Here is a 16785-nt window from a genome sequence, read left to right on the forward strand (position 1 = left end):
AAATGCGGGGCGGGTCAACCGCAAAAACAGCCTTATAGCTTCTCCCCCTCTGCCATCGCCGAAACCTTTTATCAGACAGATGGCTTACATAGGATTTCTTTTCTACATTCCCTTTCGTCTGCCGGAATACGAGTTCTATACCCTGGGGATTGTATGTATGCTCTGCTGCTTTGGGGGTACTGATTTCTCCTGACGGCAGGACAGGTACTGCCTGTTCCGTCATTTTTTGTAACTATTTTGAGGTTGACAAACGTCTACCTCTCTGATATGTTTCTGGTAGACAATTGTATACCATCTAGGAGGTGAGAACATGCACGTCAATTTGTCCGACAGCGAGTGGAAGCTGATGAACCACCTGTGGGCCCGCTCGCCACAGACCATCACAGAGCTGACGGCGGTCCTGCGGGCGGAGACCGGCTGGAGCAAGAATACCATCATCACCATGCTCTCCCGGCTGGAGACCAAAGGCGCTGTTCGGTATGAACCCGGTGGCAGGGCGCGGCGCTACTTCCCCTCCGTGCAGCGAGAGGACGCGGCCCTAGCGGAGACGGAGAGCTTTCTCTCCAAAGTTTACGGTGGCAGCCTGGGACTGATGGTCAGTAGCCTGGTGGAGAGCCGTGCACTGAGTGAGGAGGACCTAGCGGAGCTTGCTGCTATCCTGGAAAGGGCAGAAGGTGCACAGTCATGAAAGAAGTTCTTTTCACATCCTCCGTATTGATTGCAGCACTGCTGCTTTTGCGGTGGCTTTTCCGCAATTCCATTCCCCGGCGTGTGCAGTATGCCCTGTGGGGGTTGGTTTTGGCGAGGCTGCTGTTACCGGTAAGCCTCCCCGCCGTGGACTTCTCCGTGTTGACAGCAGCAGAGCCAATGGGACGGCAGATCGGTTCCCAAGCTCTCTATATTGAGCCTATTCGGGAAAGTGTTACCGCACCAGACAGCACACCTGTTCAGGAGCGAACTCCATCGGACTATCAGCGGATCGCCCTGGATCGTGCAACCCAAGATAACACCCGTGTTTTCACGGATCAAAAAGACGTCACCCATACGGTGCAATATGCCCGCCAAATCAGCCTGGAAGCCTTTCTGTACTCTGTCTGGCTGGCTGGCATGTCTGGCATGGCAGTCTGGCTGCTGGTCTCTAACTTACGCTTTTGGCGCAAGCTTTGTAAAGTGAGAATACCTTATCAGGTAGAAGGTTTCAAATATCCAGTCTATTGGGTGGATGCTGGACTGCCCTCCCCCTGCTTGTTTGGCCTGCTGCGCCCCGCCATTTATGTGACGCCGGCGGCAGCTGCCTCGCCGGAGAACCTGCGGTATGTGCTGGCCCATGAGGAGACTCACGCCCGGCATTTCGATCCCCTCTGGTCGCTGCTGCGCGTCGTGTGCCTAGCGGTATACTGGTTCCATCCGCTGGTGTGGGCAGCAGCCGCGGCATCTAAAACCGATTGTGAGCTGGCGTGCGATGAGGCGGTTCTGGCCCGCCTGAATGCAGAGGAGCGTATTGCCTATGGACGGACGCTGCTGGCTCTGATCCCCGTTCGAAGAGGCCCGTCCTCTCCCCTGCTCTCCGCCACCACCATGACCTCAGACAAGCGGCATCTACGGGACCGGATCACCCGGATTGCCGAGAACCGCCAGACCAAGAGCGCCGCCTTGTTCCTGGTGCTGGCTCTGGCAGCGGTGGTATGCGCCGTCACCTTTACCGGAGCCAAGCAGCCGGAAGCCCGCCCCCTCACCGGCGACGAGCTGGCGTATTTCAATGAGGAATTTTTCAATAACGACGTCTCCGGCACAAATATCCGCAATCAGTTCCTGGTTTCTCTCTATGAGCGGCCGGAGGACATCGACCTCTATGAGCTGTTCTACTGCGGCATCCCCAACAGCAGCACATTTGACGGCATCACCGGTTCCAGTGCCGAAGAAGACTCCCTGGTCTATGGCAGTGAACTGCCGGACTGCCCACGGTACAAGGCCACGACCTCCGATATGGACACTCTGTTGAATCAGTACACTGGCTTGAGCGTGGAGGAAACCACCGGCAAGGGACTGGAAAACTTCACATATCTCTCGCAGTATGACGCCTATTACTGGGCCCATGGCGATACCAACTATTTCGCCAACGTCCTCATCACCGCCGGAGAACGGATCGGGAACACCATCCAGCTCTACTACCGCTCTGCAGGTGTATATGGTTCCGGCGCTCCCGGCTGGGCTTTTGAGGATGCAGCCTGGACGGATGCGGAATATCCCTGGGCCTGCGTAACGCTGGAGGAGCAGCCGGACGGGAGCTTTTGGTTTGTGTCCAACCTCCCCAGTAAAAGGCCCGTGATTTCCACGGTGTTTCCGGAGGTAGAACCGGTGCTGACCATTCCTCTGACGGACTTGGCCCCCTATCAGCCAGAGCCAGTCGCCGTGACCCGCCGTATCGGAGACTGTGCAGAGCGGGGCGGCGGCATGCTCATCCACGGCATGGATGGCAGCGAGATTTCTTTCCGGCCCTATCTCTCCACCGACGGCAATCTCTACGCCGCCGTAATCTATGACGAGGCCGTCGGAAATAGCCGGATGATCGCCTGGGACGCGGGCTGCTTCTTCACCTTCCCCGAGGGCACGGGCCTGGACGACGTCTCCATCGACTTCTTCTCCGACCTGTTTGGCTATGAGGGACTGGTGCTCTCCTATCTGACTCAGGAATCTATCCTGGATTACCAGCGAAGTATCATCCACGATTACTACTATTTCCAGGACCCGGATACCCCTGTTCTATTGGCCCGGGTTTATGGAGGTGACACGGCAATTCTTGATTTGGACGGCGACGGCGCCAGCGAGTTGTTCACGGATGGAAATCAACTGCTTTTCCAGCGGGGTGGGCAGCTTTACCATGCAGACATCACCGCGCTTTTGGAAAACAACTGGCCGGAAATGATCGGGTGGGACTACAGCCTCATCGACACCAACCGTCGATGTCTGTTTCTGTGTGCCTCCGTCCCCCTCTCCGGTGAAGCAAATGTGTCCGGTACCGCCGTCCGCCGGATTTATTTCGACGGAGAAAACCTGTTGGTCTACAAGGACACCGCTGCCTACACCGACCACATCGCAGACAGTATCGACGCGCCGGAAATGGTGCTCTCCGCCGCCCGGGAACATGTATTAGAGGAGCTTTCCTGGTGGCAGACCCATACCGGCCAGCAGTCCTATGTGAACGGCGTGTGGCATGATTCCGGCACTCAGGCGGAATGGGACGACTGGCGCATCACCTCTTTGGAGCTGGTGGATACCGCCCCTGCCTACCCAGAGCTTGGAATCCAGGTTTATTCCTACGGCTATGAGCTCCACACCGCCACCCCCGCACTGACTGTGATGGCCGGCGGCATGTACATGGACGAGGACGGCTGGGTGGGTGGCATGAACTCCGATAACCTCCTGGTGTTCCATACTCTGACCGACAGCGGCCCCACGCTGCTGGAGAGCAGCATCCCCACTGACGTGGGCAGAACCAGTGATAACCCCATGTTCGCCGCCTGCCTTGCCCGGGTGCTGCTGGAAAATGACCTGCTGCCCCCCTCCCAGGTCCGGCCCAGGGACCTCTACTATATGTTCTATGATAATCAGACCATCTTCCTGAATCTGATGGGCCGGTATGACACCCAGGAGCAGGAGGCGGCTCTTGGCAAGCTGACGGAATATGCCACCTCTATCGCCGATACGGATGACGGCTCCCTCTTCTCTGGCGGCCTCCAGAACCTGGAGTGGAATTCCTCCGCCCTGACAGAATCTGGCCGGGAGGCGTACGGCCAGCTGCTGGCGGCAGTGGCCGGCGCACCCACCGAGGCAGGCCGGACACTTCAGACGACGCTTGAACAGATGGCTGGCTCTGTCACGCTGGATCTAACCTTGGCAGACGGCCGGGGCGGCGGAGCCTATCCGGCAGCTTTGGAGGACTATTGGAGCTACCGGTTGGAAAACTACCCTTCGGACTTCCGCTGGACCTTTGCCGATAACCCTGTTCCACCGGAGAATGCCGCCTCCCTAACGCTGAGTTCCGGGAACGGTGCCGCTTCCGTCCAGTGTTGGCAAGGCGTTAATCTGGTCCGCTGCACGCTTCGAGATGAGACTGTCTGGCTGGCAGCCCCTATTACGGGTGCGGACGCCGTTTATGACGGCACCCTCTTTTCTGCTTTGCGGGAGTGGTATGATGGCCTTGAATGGGATGCCCTTCAAGCAGATATTCTGATCCCAGATGAGGGGCAGAGCCATCTGAAGATCGCCCAGGCCTGGTCCGACGCGGCAACACAGTCTGCGCTGGCCGTTACCTCCGGCAGCATCTTTGCATGCACCTATGTGCGGGCCATCGCCGGCGTGGACAGCTGGGCAGATATGCCGGAGACCTCTTATCCGGATGCCAGCGAAGGCCATGAGCGGTTCTGGTTCTCCTATACCCGCATCTTTGTCCCGGAAACCCAGCATGCCCGGAACTACCAGATGGCGGGCAACACCGGGGACTATGACGGCCGGTACGGAGAGGCCCCGGAGGGCGCGTTTGAGAACTTTCAGGTGGGCGTCCTGTACAGGACGGAGGAGGGATGGCGGTGCGACGGCACTGGCACCGGTCCATAAATGTTCCTCAAGTAAAAAGAACGCCCATTAGGGCGTTCTTTTTACTATACAAAGCACAGCCAAATAACCATGTGCCCGCTGTTGACTGTTTGTCGTGGTACCCCACCCACCTATGGCGAGTTATACGGCAAAGCCGCTTCACTGGGCCAGCAACACCAGGTTCCGGTCGGAGATGAAGTTCTGGGCGCTATACAACACCGCGATCCGGTCCATTCCATGTTTCTCAGCGTACTGGGCGGCAGAGGCCCGGTAGTAGCGTAGGTCCAGCAGATGCACCTCGGCAAAGCGCTGGGCCAGAAAAGGCGCTAGGGAATCCGCGTAGGAATCTCGGATGACCAGCACTTTCTCTCCCTCCGGAAGATTCTCATTTTTAATGACACAAAGTGGCTGATTACCACCCAGGAAGGCAGAGTACTTGTCTTTAACATTCAGATATGACCGGTCGTAGAGGGACGCAGGCTCCGGCTTCCCTGTCCGCCAGGAGGTCACGGTCAGGCCGTCCTCCTTCGCCCAAAACTCTATGCTATCCGGTCTGAGCCAGTGGATACCAGACTGAGAGTAGAGGGTGCCATTGAAGCTGTCAGAGGCCGTTTCTGGCGTAAAGTCTTCTACCCTTAGTGGTTCTATTCCCCAAGTCTCCAGCAGAGCATTTGCCCCGTAAAAGGCCCCTAGTGTGGTCCAATGATGGTCCGTGCGGTAGAAAACTTGATCGCCGGCGTGGGTGGAGAGGGCCGTGAGAAAATCCACTCCGCTCTCCTCCAGCAGGTCTGTCTGATCCCAGCTGGCCGCGCCATCAGGCAGCTTGTCCTTCCAGACCTCCGCCGCCGACGGGATCAGGCCAAAGGTCACTGGAACGGCGGTACTCTCCGCCAGCCGCTTCACATAAGAGAGATTCTTCTCCACCTGCTCCGCATCCGGTGTTTCCACCCTGGAGATCAGTGTGTCCCCGCAGAGATACACGCCGTTGAACTCTGATTTTCCAAGGAGCTGTTCCGTTCTGGCCTTCAGGCCCGTCCAACCATCCCGGAGGGGAAACTGGTCAGCAAAATACTCCTCCACCGCCGCGGTGTAGCTACCGTCCACCAGCGCCGCCCAGGAAAAGTCCGGCCGTTGGGCCAGGGTGCGGTTCTCCGTCTCTGAGCTTGCCCGGTCCGGCAGCAGAATGTGCCATACCAAGAGTCCTCCCAGAAAAAGGCAGAAAAACGCAGACAAAAAGCGGCTGTATCTTGTTGTCATGGCTCGTCCTCCTTAAAAGCGGAAATAGAGAAACGGATTGTAACTGCCGTCCACCAGATACGCCGTGCAGACTACCAGGGACAGTGCCATCAGGACCGGAGCCAGAATTCTCCGCGCCCGATCTGGAATGCGCGCCCAAGTCCGAGCCCCCCAATTTGTAGAGGCTACAACCAACAGCAGAAACGTGACAGCGTAGCTGCGGAGTGTATAGCCGTCCACTGCGCTCCAAGCCGGCGCCGCACCAAAGCAGGCCGCGAGATACCTCCCACACACTGACAGGTCCTCCATAGCGAAGAGGCCCCAGCCTACAAACACCACTGCCAGTGTATACAAATGTTTGACTGCCGCCGGCGTCCGGGCCAGTAAATCCCGAAGGACATACTTTTCAAGAATCAGCCAGAGAGCAAAGTAGAGCCCCCATAAGATGAAATTCCAGCTGGCTCCATGCCAGAAGCCCGTGCAGAACCAGACAATCAGGAGGTTGCGCAGCGTCTTGGCGATCCCACCACGGTTGCCCCCCAGCGGGATATACAGGTACTCCCGAAACCAGCTGGTGAGGGACATATGCCACCGCCGCCAAAATTCCGTCACAGAGGCGGCGAGGTAGGGGTAATCAAAGTTCTCGTTGAAGCGGAAGCCCAGCATCCGCCCCAGACCGATAGCCATATCGGAATAACCGGAGAAATCAAAGTAGATCTGGAAGCCAAACGCCAGCAGCCCCATCCAGCCGCCGAAGACCGTCAGCGTCCCGGCGGACTGGGCCGCCAGCTGCGCTTCCCACAGCGCGCCGATGGAGTTGGCCAGCAGCACCTTTTTGGCAAGTCCCACGCAGAAGCGCTGGGCGCCAAGTGCGAACTGCTCCATGGTATATGTCCGGTGCTCCAGCTCCGCCGCCACAGTCTTATATTTGACAATGGGGCCAGCGATCAGCTGAGGGAACATAGTGACAAAAGCTCCAAACGTAACAGGATTTCTCTGCACTGGAGCGTCCCGACGGTAGACATCAATGGTGTAGCTCATGGTCTGGAAAGTATAAAAAGAGATTCCGATAGGCAGCGGCACTCCCAGAAGCGGCACCGTAACCCCCAGAACTGTTACGCTCTCCGGGATCTGGATTCCAGTAAGCAGATACAGATTTTCGGCGAGAAAGGTCCCGTACTTGAAAAAGCCCAGCAAAAACAGGTTGAAGATGATCGACTGGGTCACAAACCAGCGGGCCTTTTTGTCGTTGTCTCGGTATTTTTCCACTAGCAGCCCATGGGTATAGTCAATCAGAATGGAGAGGAGCATGATGGTGATATAGACCGGCTCCCCCCAGCCATAAAAGAACAGGCTGACCAGCAGCAAAATGAGATTTCGCCACCGCAGCGACACAAGAAAATAGACCGCCAGCGTCAGCGGCAAATAGGCAAAGAGAAAGGTCAGACTGCTGAATATCAAGGGGTCTCATCCTCCTAAACAGACTAAAACAGCCGCAGCGGGGCGCTGCGGCTGTCCGCTTGTCACTGGAACTGCTGCTGGAATTTCTCGGCAATGTCCGCCTGGTGCTCGGCCGAGGCGATCATGGCTACATAGGTCCCCTCCCGGATGACCTGCGCTTGCTTCCAGGACTCAATGGATTCCGGATACCAGGCTCCTCCGGGGTTGGTTTCATCTCCCACTTGGTAGTCAATGCGTTTCTGAAGAATTTCCGCAGCCTTGTCCGCGTCCTCGTCTGTCTCACATTGTAGGAAAACCACCTCGTTCACAACAGCGGACATCAGCGGCGCCTTCGCCACCAGCTGCTTGGTAGCAATTTCACTCAGCCCGGGGTAGTAGGAGTCCAGCATTTCTCCCTCTATGTTGCTCAGCAGCAGCTCGTCTGCCTCACTGGCAGCCGCATCCTCTGTCCAGTGGTATTCCTCTGCCAGCCCCGCATAAAAGCTGTCCAACGCCACCTCCGAACTATCTGCGTTCTCCTTGTCAGAATTGCCGCCGCAGGCGGTCATGGCCGTCAGCAGTACCAGGGCCGCGGCCAGCATCATCCATTTTTTCATATTGCACTTCCTTTCTCGTTGTATGACGAACGGAGTCTTGAAAAAGTTCCCTATTCAGTATTCCCCGTTTCCAAAAAAATACCACTTTCTACCCTTGCATTTATACAGGATGCGCGCTATGATTGCAACATCAAAATTGTAACAAAGTGGTGAAAATCTATGTACAGTTTCCGTAACGATTACAGCGAAGGCGCCCACCCTCAAGTTCTCCAGGCTCTTCTTGACAGCAATTTGGAGCAGACTGTAGGCTACGGTCTGGACCCGTACTGCGAAGCCGCTCGGTCACTGATCCGTGAGCTCTGCGGTGCGCCTGGAGCCGGTGTCCATTTTTTTGTAGGCGGTACCCAGACGAACCTAGTGACCATTTCTGCTCTGCTCCAGTCCTATGAGGCGGTGATCGCCGCCCAGACCGGCCATATCTGCGTTCATGAGACTGGTGCCATTGAGGCCGCCGGTCACAAGGTCTGCACCGTTCCCACGGAGGACGGTAAGCTGACACCTGCTGAGATTGAGAACGTCCTGGCCAGCCACAGCACCGAACATATGGTTGAGCCACGGCTGGTCTATCTCTCAGACTCTACCGAGGTAGGCACGGTTTATACCAAAGCCGAGCTCGTCGCCCTGCGGGATTGCTGTGACACTCACGGTCTCCTTCTCTATTTGGACGGCGCACGGCTGGGCTCAGCCCTTACATCGCCGGAGAGTGATCTCACTCTGTCGGACCTGGCAGCGCTGACAGATGCGTTCTATATCGGCGGCACGAAAAATGGCGCCCTTTTTGGGGAGGCCCTAGTGATGACACTTCCACACGACCGCTTCCGTTGGCACATGAAACAGCGGGGCGCGGTCTTGGCGAAAGGCCGGCTGTTGGGATTGCAGTTTCAGGCCCTGCTGAAAGACGGGCTTTACTGGGAGCTGGCCCGCCGCGCTAACGAGATGGCCTTCCGCCTGCGGGATGGGCTGTCCGCTTTGGGCTGCGCGTTCCCGCTGCCCTCCCCCACTAATCAGCAGTTCCCCGTACTGCCGAATTCGGTTGTCAAAGGCCTGCAAGCTGCGGGATATCGCTTTGAAGTTGACCACGCGGAGGGGCCAGATCAAACCTGTATTCGGCTTGTGACCAGCTGGGCAACTCCGGAAGATGCAGTAAACACCTTTCTCCAAAGTCTGGCCGATTGCAAAGAATAAAGAGACGGCTTTGCCGTCTCTTTTTTTGTCCCTTTTCAGGAATCGAAATTTTGTTCGATTTTATGCTTGACAAGAACAATTGTTCGAGCTAAAATAGTCGCAGAACAAAAGTTCGATACAGGAGGTATGTATGATGACTGGTTGGACACTCTTCTTGATTCTGATAGGTGTGGCTTTTTTGACCGCCCAGCTTTTCCGGATTGTGGATGCCATTGAGCGTCCCACCCGGCATTGCCGCCGGAGGACCCGCAGCTGCTGATGGATGTCCTGGACAAGCTGACCATCCTAACTGATGCCGCCAAGTATGACGCAGCCTGCACCTCCAGCGGTGGCAATCGCGGGTCCAAAGTAGGGTATGTGGGCAACACTTCGTCTTCCGTGGCAGGGTGCTGCCATTCCTTTTCCGCAGACGGGCGGTGCGTGACACTGCTGAAGGTCCTGCTAACCAACCGCTGTATCTATGACTGTAAATACTGCGTCAACCGCCGCAGCAATGATACCCGGAGGGCAGCCTTTACGCCGGAGGAACTGGCAGATCTGACAATCCAGTTTTATCGCCGGAACTATATTGAGGGACTGTTCCTCTCCTCTGGCGTCTTCCGCTCCCCAGACTATACCACTGAGCTGATGATCCGCGCTCTGCGGCTTTTGCGGGAGCAATACCGCTTTAATGGATATATCCACGCCAAGACCATTCCAGGAACTGCACCAGAGCTGGTGGAGCAATTGGGTCTGTTGGCGGACCGGCTCAGCGTGAATATTGAGCTGCCGTCGGAGGCAGGGTTGCGAACGCTGGCACCGGAAAAAACAAAGGGAGCCATTCTGGCTCCCATGCGTCAGATTCAGGTGCGGAGCCGGCAAAACCGAGAGGAATTGGTCAAGTACCGCCATGCCCCCAAATTTGCACCGGCCGGGCAGAGCACTCAGCTGATCGTGGGCGCTACGCCGGACTCTGATTTCCATATTTTGCGTCTGACACAGGGTTTATACGACCGCTACCGTCTCAAACGCGTGTTCTACTCCGCCTACGTGCCGGTAGTAGAGCACGCCTTATTGCCGGACAGCAAGCCCCCTTTACTACGAGAACACCGGCTTTACCAGGCGGACTGGCTGCTGCGGTTTTATGGTTTCCGGGCTGAGGAACTGCTGGATGAGCAAAACCAGGATTTTGACCCCAGGGTAGACCCAAAATGTAGCTGGGCTCTGGCTCATTTGGATTTCTTTCCGGTCGAGGTCAACACGGCAGATTATGAGACTCTTCTACGCATTCCCGGCATAGGTGTGGTTTCCGCCAGACGCATCCTGGCGGCTAGGCGCGTGGGACCGCTCCATACGGAGCACCTCAAAAAACTGGGAGTCGTCATGAAACGTGCCCAGTATTTCCTGACAGCTTCCGGGCAAATGACGGAGGGCCTGCGGTTTACTCCGGACAGTTTGCTGCGAAGCCTGATCGCAGCAGAGCGACCTCTGCTGCCCCAGCAGGAGATGGTGCAGCTTTCCCTGTTTGACAGTGCCTAAGGTGATTCTATGACAGAAATGATTTATGATTATGACGGCAGCTTTGATGGGCTGCTCTCTTGTATCTTTGACAGCTATGCCTATCGGGAGAGCCCCACTGCCATTTTTTGCACTGAGGACGCAGTACCGACACTGTTCCCCTCCCGTACTGTCCAGACAAACCACGACCACGCCAAGCGCGTTCTGAGAAAGGTGGCAGCCTGTTCCCCTGATGCACTGGATTTGCTGCGCAAAGGGTTCCTCACCTGCCTGCCGGATAAGGAGCTGTGTTTATACCGCCTGGTTGCAAAGCTCCTGCAGGATGGCCCCGGGTTCCTGCGGAACTTTTCCGATGAGACCATGTACCCCATTCTCTCCGCAGTGCGCCACCTGAACGGCGAGGCTCACCTGCTCAAAGGATTTGTGCGCTTTTCCGAACTAGGAGGTGTTCTTGGCAGCGAAATTGAGCCCAAGAATCGTGTTCTGCCTCTTCTACGGAAGCATTTTTGTACCCGATATCAAAACGAAGCCTTTTTCATCTATGACCGCACCCACCGGGAAGCGTTGTTTTATGCAGCCGGAAAGTCCACAATCCGCCCCCTGGAGGTCTTTCATATGGCGCCGCCAGATGAAACGGAAGCCCGCTACCGCATTCTCTGGAAACGCTTCTATGATACCATTGCCATTCCAGAGCGTGAAAACCCTAAATGCCGGATGACCAATATGCCAAAGCGCTATTGGCGCACAATGACAGAATTTCAGAATGAGAGCTATTTCACGGTCCAACACTCTCCCGCAGCCGTTTCAAGCCCCTGCGCTCCAGCCGGGATATCTGCACCTGAGATACCCCCAGAACACGGGCCGTCTGCTCCTGTGTCATCCCCTTGAAATAGCGGAGTAAAATGGTCATTCGCTCCTTCTCCGGCAGAGCGTCGATAGCTTCCCGCAGGGCGATGCGCTCAACCAGTCCTTCCTCAGGAGCCTCTGTCCCCAAGGTCCCTTCCAGAGTCAGTCCATCTGCGGTTTCCTGCTGCAGGGATTCCGGTGTGTCTGTTGCCAATTCAATCTGAGCAATTTCCTCAGGCATGAATCCGGTGGCTTCGGACAGCTCAGAGAGAGTAGGTTCCCGCCCAAACTGATGTCTCAGGCGTTCTCTCGCGCTGTAAAGTGTTTGAGCTTGCTCCCTGATGACACGTCCGACTTTTACTGTACCATCGTCCCGCAAAAAACGCCGAATCTCACCAGCAATTTTGGGTACGGCATAGGTGGAAAAACAGGTTCCATAGTCAAAGTCAAAGCCCTGCACTGCTTTTAGAAATCCCAAACATCCCAACTGATAGAGGTCATCCGGCTCCACACCTCGTCCATAGTACCGCCGCACCACACTCCAGATCAAGCCGTTATTTTCAAGAACAACCTGTTCGCAGGCATCCCGGTTGCCTTTTTGCGCCTCCCGAAGCAGTTCCAGTGTGGCACTCATTTGGCCGCTTTCACGCGGGACGCCAGGCGCTTTTTCATGACGACAGTTGTCCCCTTTCCCGCTGCGGAACGAACGCTCAGCTGGTCCATGAAGCTCTCCATGATTGTAAAGCCCATACCGCTGCGCTCTGCACCGCCAGTGGTAAACATGGGCTGTCGCGCTTTTTCTACATCCGGGATTCCCCGCCCATGGTCCCGCACAGTGATTTCAAGCACATTGCCCGGACAAATCCTGACCTTAAGCAGTACCTTTCCGAGATCATCTGGATATGCATGAACGATGGCGTTTGTCACCGCTTCACTGACGGAGGTTTTGATATCCTCTAATTCATTGAGAGTTGGGTCAAGCTGTGCGGCAAAGCAGGCAACTGCAGAACGGGCAAATCCCTCGTTGCTGCTTCGGCTTGGAAATTCCAGGGTGACTTCATTGATTGCTTTGACTTTCATTATGTAAACCTCCCTCATTTAATCGTAACCAGCCGTCCAATTCCGGCTGCATCTAAAACCCGGCGCGCCTGAGCCGGCACATTGCAGACCAGAATGCTTCCGTCCAAAAGCTGCATTCGTTGCTGTGCCCGCAGAATCAAGGCAATGCCAGAGCTGTCCATAAATGTAATACCGGACATGTCCAGTACCAGGACCTTTGGCAGCGCCGCATCTACTGCCATCTCCAGTTCCCGCAGGGCATTCCTTGCGCCGTGATGGTCTAATTCTCCACGAAACTCCAGCAGAAGATTTCTGTCTGCACTTGTTGCTTGCATTTCCATGACTGATTCCTCTTCCGTGTGTATTTACCCAAATGGGTATCTCCATTCACATGCCTACGCTGTAAAGCCGCAGTGACGTGTGAATATCTCTGTGTGCCTCACTCACCATTTCATATCTCTGGTCATAGATTCCCATCATCATGTGTATACCGGTTTTCTATGCTATATATGAAAATCACCGTAAGGTACTTTACCTTACGGTGATCATAGCATGTTCCATTTTGGCATTCTGTCGAAAAGTTGAAGGGAATCCATAATTTTCTATATTTTTGCCTTTCGGCGGGGATTTAAAGAGTTTTCAGCCCCCCGCTTCCCTTCTGATTCCACTACGGTCTTGGATTTTTTAGCAAATCCAAGTGTTCGCAGTTCCGGCGATATTTTCCTGGACTTCCCCAGCCCGAGGTATGCTGCTCTCAGTGTCCAGCGGCGCCTCTCTTCAGATGCGGGCTGTAACGAAGCCGCCTACCTCAAACTGTTCCCAGCAGACAAGATTCGCTTCTGGTAGTGATACCACCAATACTGTCATGATACAAAAGTAACTCCTCTGTGCCCGTCCACTCAAGCCAACAGTACCATGAAAAATTTTTACACTCTAACATAGGGAACCATCGTCCCCGCGTAAACGCGGGGACGATGGTTTTTCTTATGCCTGCATTGCTTTGGCGGATTCCTCCAGCTTGACGATCAATTCACGATATTTGGCTGCCTTCTCCTTTTCTGCGTTGACCACTGCCTCTGGCGCCCGAGAGACAAACTTCTCGTTGGAGAGCTTCTGCTCCACCAGGCGCAGGCCGTTTTCTGCTTTCTCCCGCTCCTTGGCAATTCGTTCCAGCTCCGCCTGGATGTCCACCAGCTCACTCAGCGGCATATAAACCGTGGCATTATGGGTGACAACAGTGACCTGCCCAGAGAGATCCGTTGGCGCTGCCTCCGCAAAAGAGATCTCACTGGCGTAGGCCAGACGCTGAATGAAGTGCAGTCCCTGGGTGTAGATCTCCGGAGAGGCTGTCACCAGCAGCACCTCCGCCTTCCGGGAGGGTGGTACGTTCATCTCTGAACGGCGGGCGCGAATGGCTTTGATGGTGTCCATCACAGCCTCTATGGCCGCCTCCTCTGCAGGGAAGCACAAGCTTTGCTGATACTCCGGCCACCGGCTGGTCATGAGAAAGCGAGTCTCAGCGCCGCCAGCCTGTCGGGGCAGTGCCTGGAAAATCTCCTCCGTGATGAAGGGCATGAAGGGATGCAGCAACTTCAAAAGCTCTACCAAAACGTAGCACAGCACATTCTGGGCCGCCAAGCTGCCACCTGTATCTTCTCCATTCAGCCGGGTTTTGGTCAGCTCAATATACCAGTCGCAATAGGTGTCCCAAAGGAAGTCATAGACCTTGGCGGAGGCCACCCCGATCTCATAGACATCCAGGTTCTCCGTAACATCCCGTACCAGGGTGTTCAGCTTAGAGAGCACCCACTTGTCCTCTGCGGCCAACTCCTCCGCAGCAGGCAGACGATACTGGTCTATGGTCAAATTCATCATCACAAACCGGCTGGCGTTCCAGACCTTGTTTGCGAAGTTCCGCATGGCCTCGCATTTTTCTGTATAGAAGCGCATGTCGTTTCCGGGGCTGTTGCCGGTAATGAGGTTAAAGCGCAGTGCGTCGGCGCCGTACTTCTCCGCGATTTCCAGCGGGTCAATGCCATTGCCCAGGGACTTGGACATTTTACGGCCCTTGTCATCCCGCACCAAACCGTGGATCAGGACTGTGTGGAAAGGAATCTCTTTCATCTGCTCACAGCCAGAGAAGATCATCCGAGCCACCCAGAAGAAAATAATATCATAGCCAGTGACCATCACGGATGTTGGATAGTAGAAGTCCAAATCCCCGGTCTTATCAGGCCAGCCCAAGGTGGAGAAGGGCCACAGGGCGGAGGAGAACCAGGTGTCCAGCACGTCGCTGTCCCGGGTCAGGTGGGTGGAACCGCACTTGGCACATGCCGTCGGGTCTTCTCGAGAGACATTGATATGGCCGCAGTCGTCGCAATACCAAGCAGGAATCTGATGCCCCCACCAGAGCTGCCGGGAGATACACCAGTCATGGACATTTTCCATCCAGTTGATATAGGTCTTGGAAAAGCGCTCCGGGACGAACTTCACCTCACCGTCCCGCACCACCCGAAGAGCCTCTTTCGCCAGCGGCTCCATCTTGACAAACCACTGGGCGGAGATCAGCGGCTCCACGTCGTTATGGCAGCGGTAGCAGGTGCCGACGTTGTGGTTGTAAGCTTCCGTCTTCACAAGATACCCCTGTTCCTCCAGGTCCTTCACGATCTGCTTGCGGCACTCATAGCGGTCCATTCCATGGTAAGGTCCGCCGTTTTCATTGATTCTGCCATCGTCGCCGATGCAGCGGATCATCTCCAGATGGTGCCGCTGGCCCACCTCAAAGTCATTGGGATCGTGGGCGGGGGTCATCTTCACTGCGCCGGTTCCAAAGCCCAGCTCCACGTAGTCGTCTGCCACAATGGGAATCTCCCGGTTCATGATGGGCAGGATGCAGGTCTTTCCGACCAGGTGCTGAAACCGCTCGTCCTCCGGGTTCACGGCAACGCCGGTGTCTCCCATCATCGTCTCAGGCCGGGTGGTGGCCACCACCAGATCCCCGGAGCCATCAGAGAGAGGGTAGCGAATATGCCAGAGATGACCAGGCTTGTCCACATACTCCACCTCCGCGTCGGAGAGGGCGGTGACACAGTGGGGACACCAATTGATAATTCGGCTTCCCTTGTAGATGAGCCCCTTATCATACAGCTCGCAGAAGGTCTCCCGCACCGCTTTGGAGCAGCCCTCGTCCATGGTGAAGCGGGCTCGGCTCCAGTCACAGGAAACGCCCATCTTTTTCTGCTGGGCAACGATTCGCCCGCCATAGGTCTCCTTCCACTTCCATACCCGCTGGAGGAACTTCTCCCGCCCCAGGTCATAGCGGGTCAGGCCCTCCTTGGTGCGCAGCTCCTCTTCCACCTTGATCTGGGTAGCGATGCCGGCGTGATCAGTGCCAGGAACCCAGAGTGTGGAGTAGCCCTGCATCCGCTTAAAGCGGGTCAGGATGTCCTGGAGGGTGCAGTCCATGGCGTGACCCATGTGGAGCTGCCCCGTTACATTGGGGGGCGGCATGACAATGGAAAAGGGCTTTTTCGCGGGATCAGGGTCTCCGTTAAAGCAGCCGCCCTGCTCCCACATCGCATAGATGCGCTCTTCCACCTGCTGCGGTTCATACACCTTTGGCAGTTCTTTGTTCATCTTGGCATTCTCCTATTCTAAAGCAATCTGTTTCTGCATGGAATCTGCTAGATCGGTCTTCTCATACGCAAGTCTGGGGCTTCCCTGGTAGGAAATCACGCCGCACTTCTCAAAGCCGTTTTTGACAAGGATATGCTGCATCCTTCGGTTGTCAAAGCCTGTATCCGCGCGGAGGCTGCAACTCTCTCTGGCAAGGCACAACTCCCCCGCCAGGCGAAACGCCGCATCTCCCAGCCCTCTTCCCCGGAAGTCGCTGCTGAGTGCCAGCCGGTGCACTACCGCATAGGGCCCCGCGGTCCGCCAGGCTCCGTCAATGTTCTCATAGGCAGGCTCACCTGCAAAATCAATGCAGAGATAGCCCGCGATGGCTCCGTCCACCAGCAAAGCATAGCCTCTCTGGAACCGGATATCCTCCAGAATCGTGTCCCGGTTTGGGTAGTTTTCCGTCCACTGAATAAACCCTTGCTCCTGCTGAAATCTCCGCCCAGCGCGGAGAATTTCCTCATATTGTTCCAGGTGCTCTGCTTTTGCCGTCTCCAGCTGTATCTCCATCTCGTCCCCTCCGCTACGGTATATCAAAAAACGCCCTGAGCCTTTTGGCTCAGGGCGGACAAAATCATCCGTGGTACCACCTGAATTCGGGAAATTCCCGCACTTATGGGCGCAGCACGCC

The 16785-nt window shown here is 55.9% G+C and carries 14 protein-coding genes and 1 other annotated feature (1 of these 15 running past the window's edge); of the genes, 6 read left to right on the forward strand and 8 right to left on the reverse strand.

All coding sequences use genetic code 11. From position 1 onward, the window contains the following. The first annotated feature begins 310 nt into the window (after positions 1-310). Positions 311-688, forward strand: a complete 378-nt coding sequence (locus KJS55_RS16390; protein ID WP_213543882.1) for a BlaI/MecI/CopY family transcriptional regulator — start codon at positions 311-313, stop codon at positions 686-688. Further along, entirely contained in the window at positions 685-4617 is a 3933-nt protein-coding gene (locus KJS55_RS16395; RefSeq protein ID WP_213543883.1) for a M56 family metallopeptidase, read from the forward strand. The genes KJS55_RS16390 and KJS55_RS16395 overlap by 4 nt, the downstream gene beginning before the upstream one ends. 138 nt (positions 4618-4755) lie before the next feature. Here the strand turns inward: KJS55_RS16395 and KJS55_RS16400 are convergent, their stop codons facing one another. The 3 genes from KJS55_RS16400 to KJS55_RS16410 form a co-directional block, all read right to left on the reverse strand. Continuing rightward, complete coding sequence (locus tag KJS55_RS16400; RefSeq protein ID WP_213543884.1) at positions 4756-5853, reverse strand: DHHW family protein; 1098 nt, start codon at positions 5851-5853, stop codon at positions 4756-4758. A 12-nt stretch (positions 5854-5865) separates the two neighbouring features. Then, complete coding sequence (locus KJS55_RS16405; protein WP_187030902.1) at positions 5866-7293, reverse strand: MBOAT family O-acyltransferase; 1428 nt, start codon at positions 7291-7293, stop codon at positions 5866-5868. 62 nt (positions 7294-7355) lie between these two features. Next, entirely contained in the window at positions 7356-7889 is a 534-nt protein-coding gene (locus tag KJS55_RS16410; RefSeq protein WP_187030904.1) for a DUF4358 domain-containing protein, read from the reverse strand. Between the two features lie 159 nt (positions 7890-8048). Between KJS55_RS16410 and KJS55_RS16415 the strand changes: the two genes are divergently transcribed. The 4 genes from KJS55_RS16415 to KJS55_RS16425 all read left to right on the forward strand — a co-directional run bounded on the left by KJS55_RS16415 (position 8049) and on the right by KJS55_RS16425 (position 11459). Beyond that, entirely contained in the window at positions 8049-9074 is a 1026-nt protein-coding gene (locus KJS55_RS16415) for a threonine aldolase family protein (RefSeq protein WP_187030906.1), read from the forward strand. Between the two features lie 130 nt (positions 9075-9204). Continuing rightward, positions 9205-9333 carry a hypothetical protein gene (locus KJS55_RS17540; RefSeq protein ID WP_256315625.1) on the forward strand — a complete coding sequence of 43 codons (129 nt, stop codon included), beginning with the start codon at positions 9205-9207 and terminating at the stop codon, positions 9331-9333. Further along, entirely contained in the window at positions 9333-10592 is a 1260-nt protein-coding gene (locus KJS55_RS16420) for a putative DNA modification/repair radical SAM protein (protein WP_187030908.1), read from the forward strand. Before KJS55_RS17540 ends, KJS55_RS16420 begins: the two co-directional genes overlap by 1 nt. Before the next feature lie 9 nt (positions 10593-10601). Continuing rightward, a complete protein-coding gene (locus KJS55_RS16425) occupies positions 10602-11459 on the forward strand; it encodes a TIGR03915 family putative DNA repair protein (RefSeq protein ID WP_187030910.1) in 858 nt (285 codons plus the stop codon). Here KJS55_RS16425 and KJS55_RS16430 read toward each other — a convergent pair. The 5 genes from KJS55_RS16430 to KJS55_RS16450 all read right to left on the reverse strand — a co-directional run bounded on the left by KJS55_RS16430 (position 11347) and on the right by KJS55_RS16450 (position 16664). After that, complete coding sequence (locus KJS55_RS16430) at positions 11347-12051, reverse strand: sigma-70 family RNA polymerase sigma factor (RefSeq protein WP_187030912.1); 705 nt, start codon at positions 12049-12051, stop codon at positions 11347-11349. The genes KJS55_RS16425 and KJS55_RS16430 overlap by 113 nt on opposite strands. Beyond that, the gene (gene spoIIAB, locus KJS55_RS16435; RefSeq protein ID WP_187030914.1) at positions 12048-12497 is read right to left on the reverse strand and encodes an anti-sigma F factor; all 450 of its coding nucleotides are present in this window, start codon (positions 12495-12497) and stop codon (positions 12048-12050) included. Before spoIIAB ends, KJS55_RS16430 begins: the two co-directional genes overlap by 4 nt. 14 nt (positions 12498-12511) lie before the next feature. Then, complete coding sequence (locus tag KJS55_RS16440) at positions 12512-12817, reverse strand: STAS domain-containing protein (RefSeq protein ID WP_187030916.1); 306 nt, start codon at positions 12815-12817, stop codon at positions 12512-12514. A 643-nt stretch (positions 12818-13460) separates the two neighbouring features. Then, the gene (locus KJS55_RS16445) at positions 13461-16112 is read right to left on the reverse strand and encodes a valine--tRNA ligase (protein ID WP_213543885.1); all 2652 of its coding nucleotides are present in this window, start codon (positions 16110-16112) and stop codon (positions 13461-13463) included. A gap of 12 nt (positions 16113-16124) precedes the next feature. Next, positions 16125-16664: a GNAT family N-acetyltransferase gene (locus KJS55_RS16450; RefSeq protein WP_187030920.1), complete on the reverse strand. Its 540-nt coding sequence runs from the start codon at positions 16662-16664 to the stop codon at positions 16125-16127. 47 nt (positions 16665-16711) lie between these two features. Then, positions 16712-16785, reverse strand: a binding site (T-box leader); it runs 157 nt beyond the window's last position.

The organism is Pusillibacter faecalis (genome assembly GCF_018408705.1).
In the GTDB taxonomy this organism is placed as follows: Bacteria; Bacillota; Clostridia; order Oscillospirales; family Oscillospiraceae; genus Oscillibacter; species Oscillibacter faecalis.

What these genes read in the sequence shown, in the direction of transcription:
- KJS55_RS16390 (WP_213543882.1), top strand. Translation starts at nt 311, where the DNA reads ATGCACGTCAATTTGTCCGACAGCGAGTGGAAGCTGATGAACCACCTG.
- KJS55_RS16395 (WP_213543883.1), top strand. Translation starts at nt 685, where the DNA reads ATGAAAGAAGTTCTTTTCACATCCTCCGTATTGATTGCAGCACTGCTG.
- KJS55_RS16400 (WP_213543884.1), bottom strand. Translation starts at nt 5,853, where the DNA reads ATGACAACAAGATACAGCCGCTTTTTGTCTGCGTTTTTCTGCCTTTTT.
- KJS55_RS16410 (WP_187030904.1), bottom strand. Translation starts at nt 7,889, where the DNA reads ATGAAAAAATGGATGATGCTGGCCGCGGCCCTGGTACTGCTGACGGCC.
- KJS55_RS16415 (WP_187030906.1), top strand. Translation starts at nt 8,049, where the DNA reads ATGTACAGTTTCCGTAACGATTACAGCGAAGGCGCCCACCCTCAAGTT.
- KJS55_RS17540 (WP_256315625.1), top strand. Translation starts at nt 9,205, where the DNA reads ATGATGACTGGTTGGACACTCTTCTTGATTCTGATAGGTGTGGCTTTT.
- KJS55_RS16420 (WP_187030908.1), top strand. Translation starts at nt 9,333, where the DNA reads ATGGATGTCCTGGACAAGCTGACCATCCTAACTGATGCCGCCAAGTAT.
- KJS55_RS16425 (WP_187030910.1), top strand. Translation starts at nt 10,602, where the DNA reads ATGACAGAAATGATTTATGATTATGACGGCAGCTTTGATGGGCTGCTC.
- KJS55_RS16430 (WP_187030912.1), bottom strand. Translation starts at nt 12,051, where the DNA reads ATGAGTGCCACACTGGAACTGCTTCGGGAGGCGCAAAAAGGCAACCGG.
- spoIIAB (WP_187030914.1), bottom strand. Translation starts at nt 12,497, where the DNA reads ATGAAAGTCAAAGCAATCAATGAAGTCACCCTGGAATTTCCAAGCCGA.
- KJS55_RS16440 (WP_187030916.1), bottom strand. Translation starts at nt 12,817, where the DNA reads ATGGAAATGCAAGCAACAAGTGCAGACAGAAATCTTCTGCTGGAGTTT.
- KJS55_RS16445 (WP_213543885.1), bottom strand. Translation starts at nt 16,112, where the DNA reads ATGAACAAAGAACTGCCAAAGGTGTATGAACCGCAGCAGGTGGAAGAG.
- KJS55_RS16450 (WP_187030920.1), bottom strand. Translation starts at nt 16,664, where the DNA reads ATGGAGATACAGCTGGAGACGGCAAAAGCAGAGCACCTGGAACAATAT.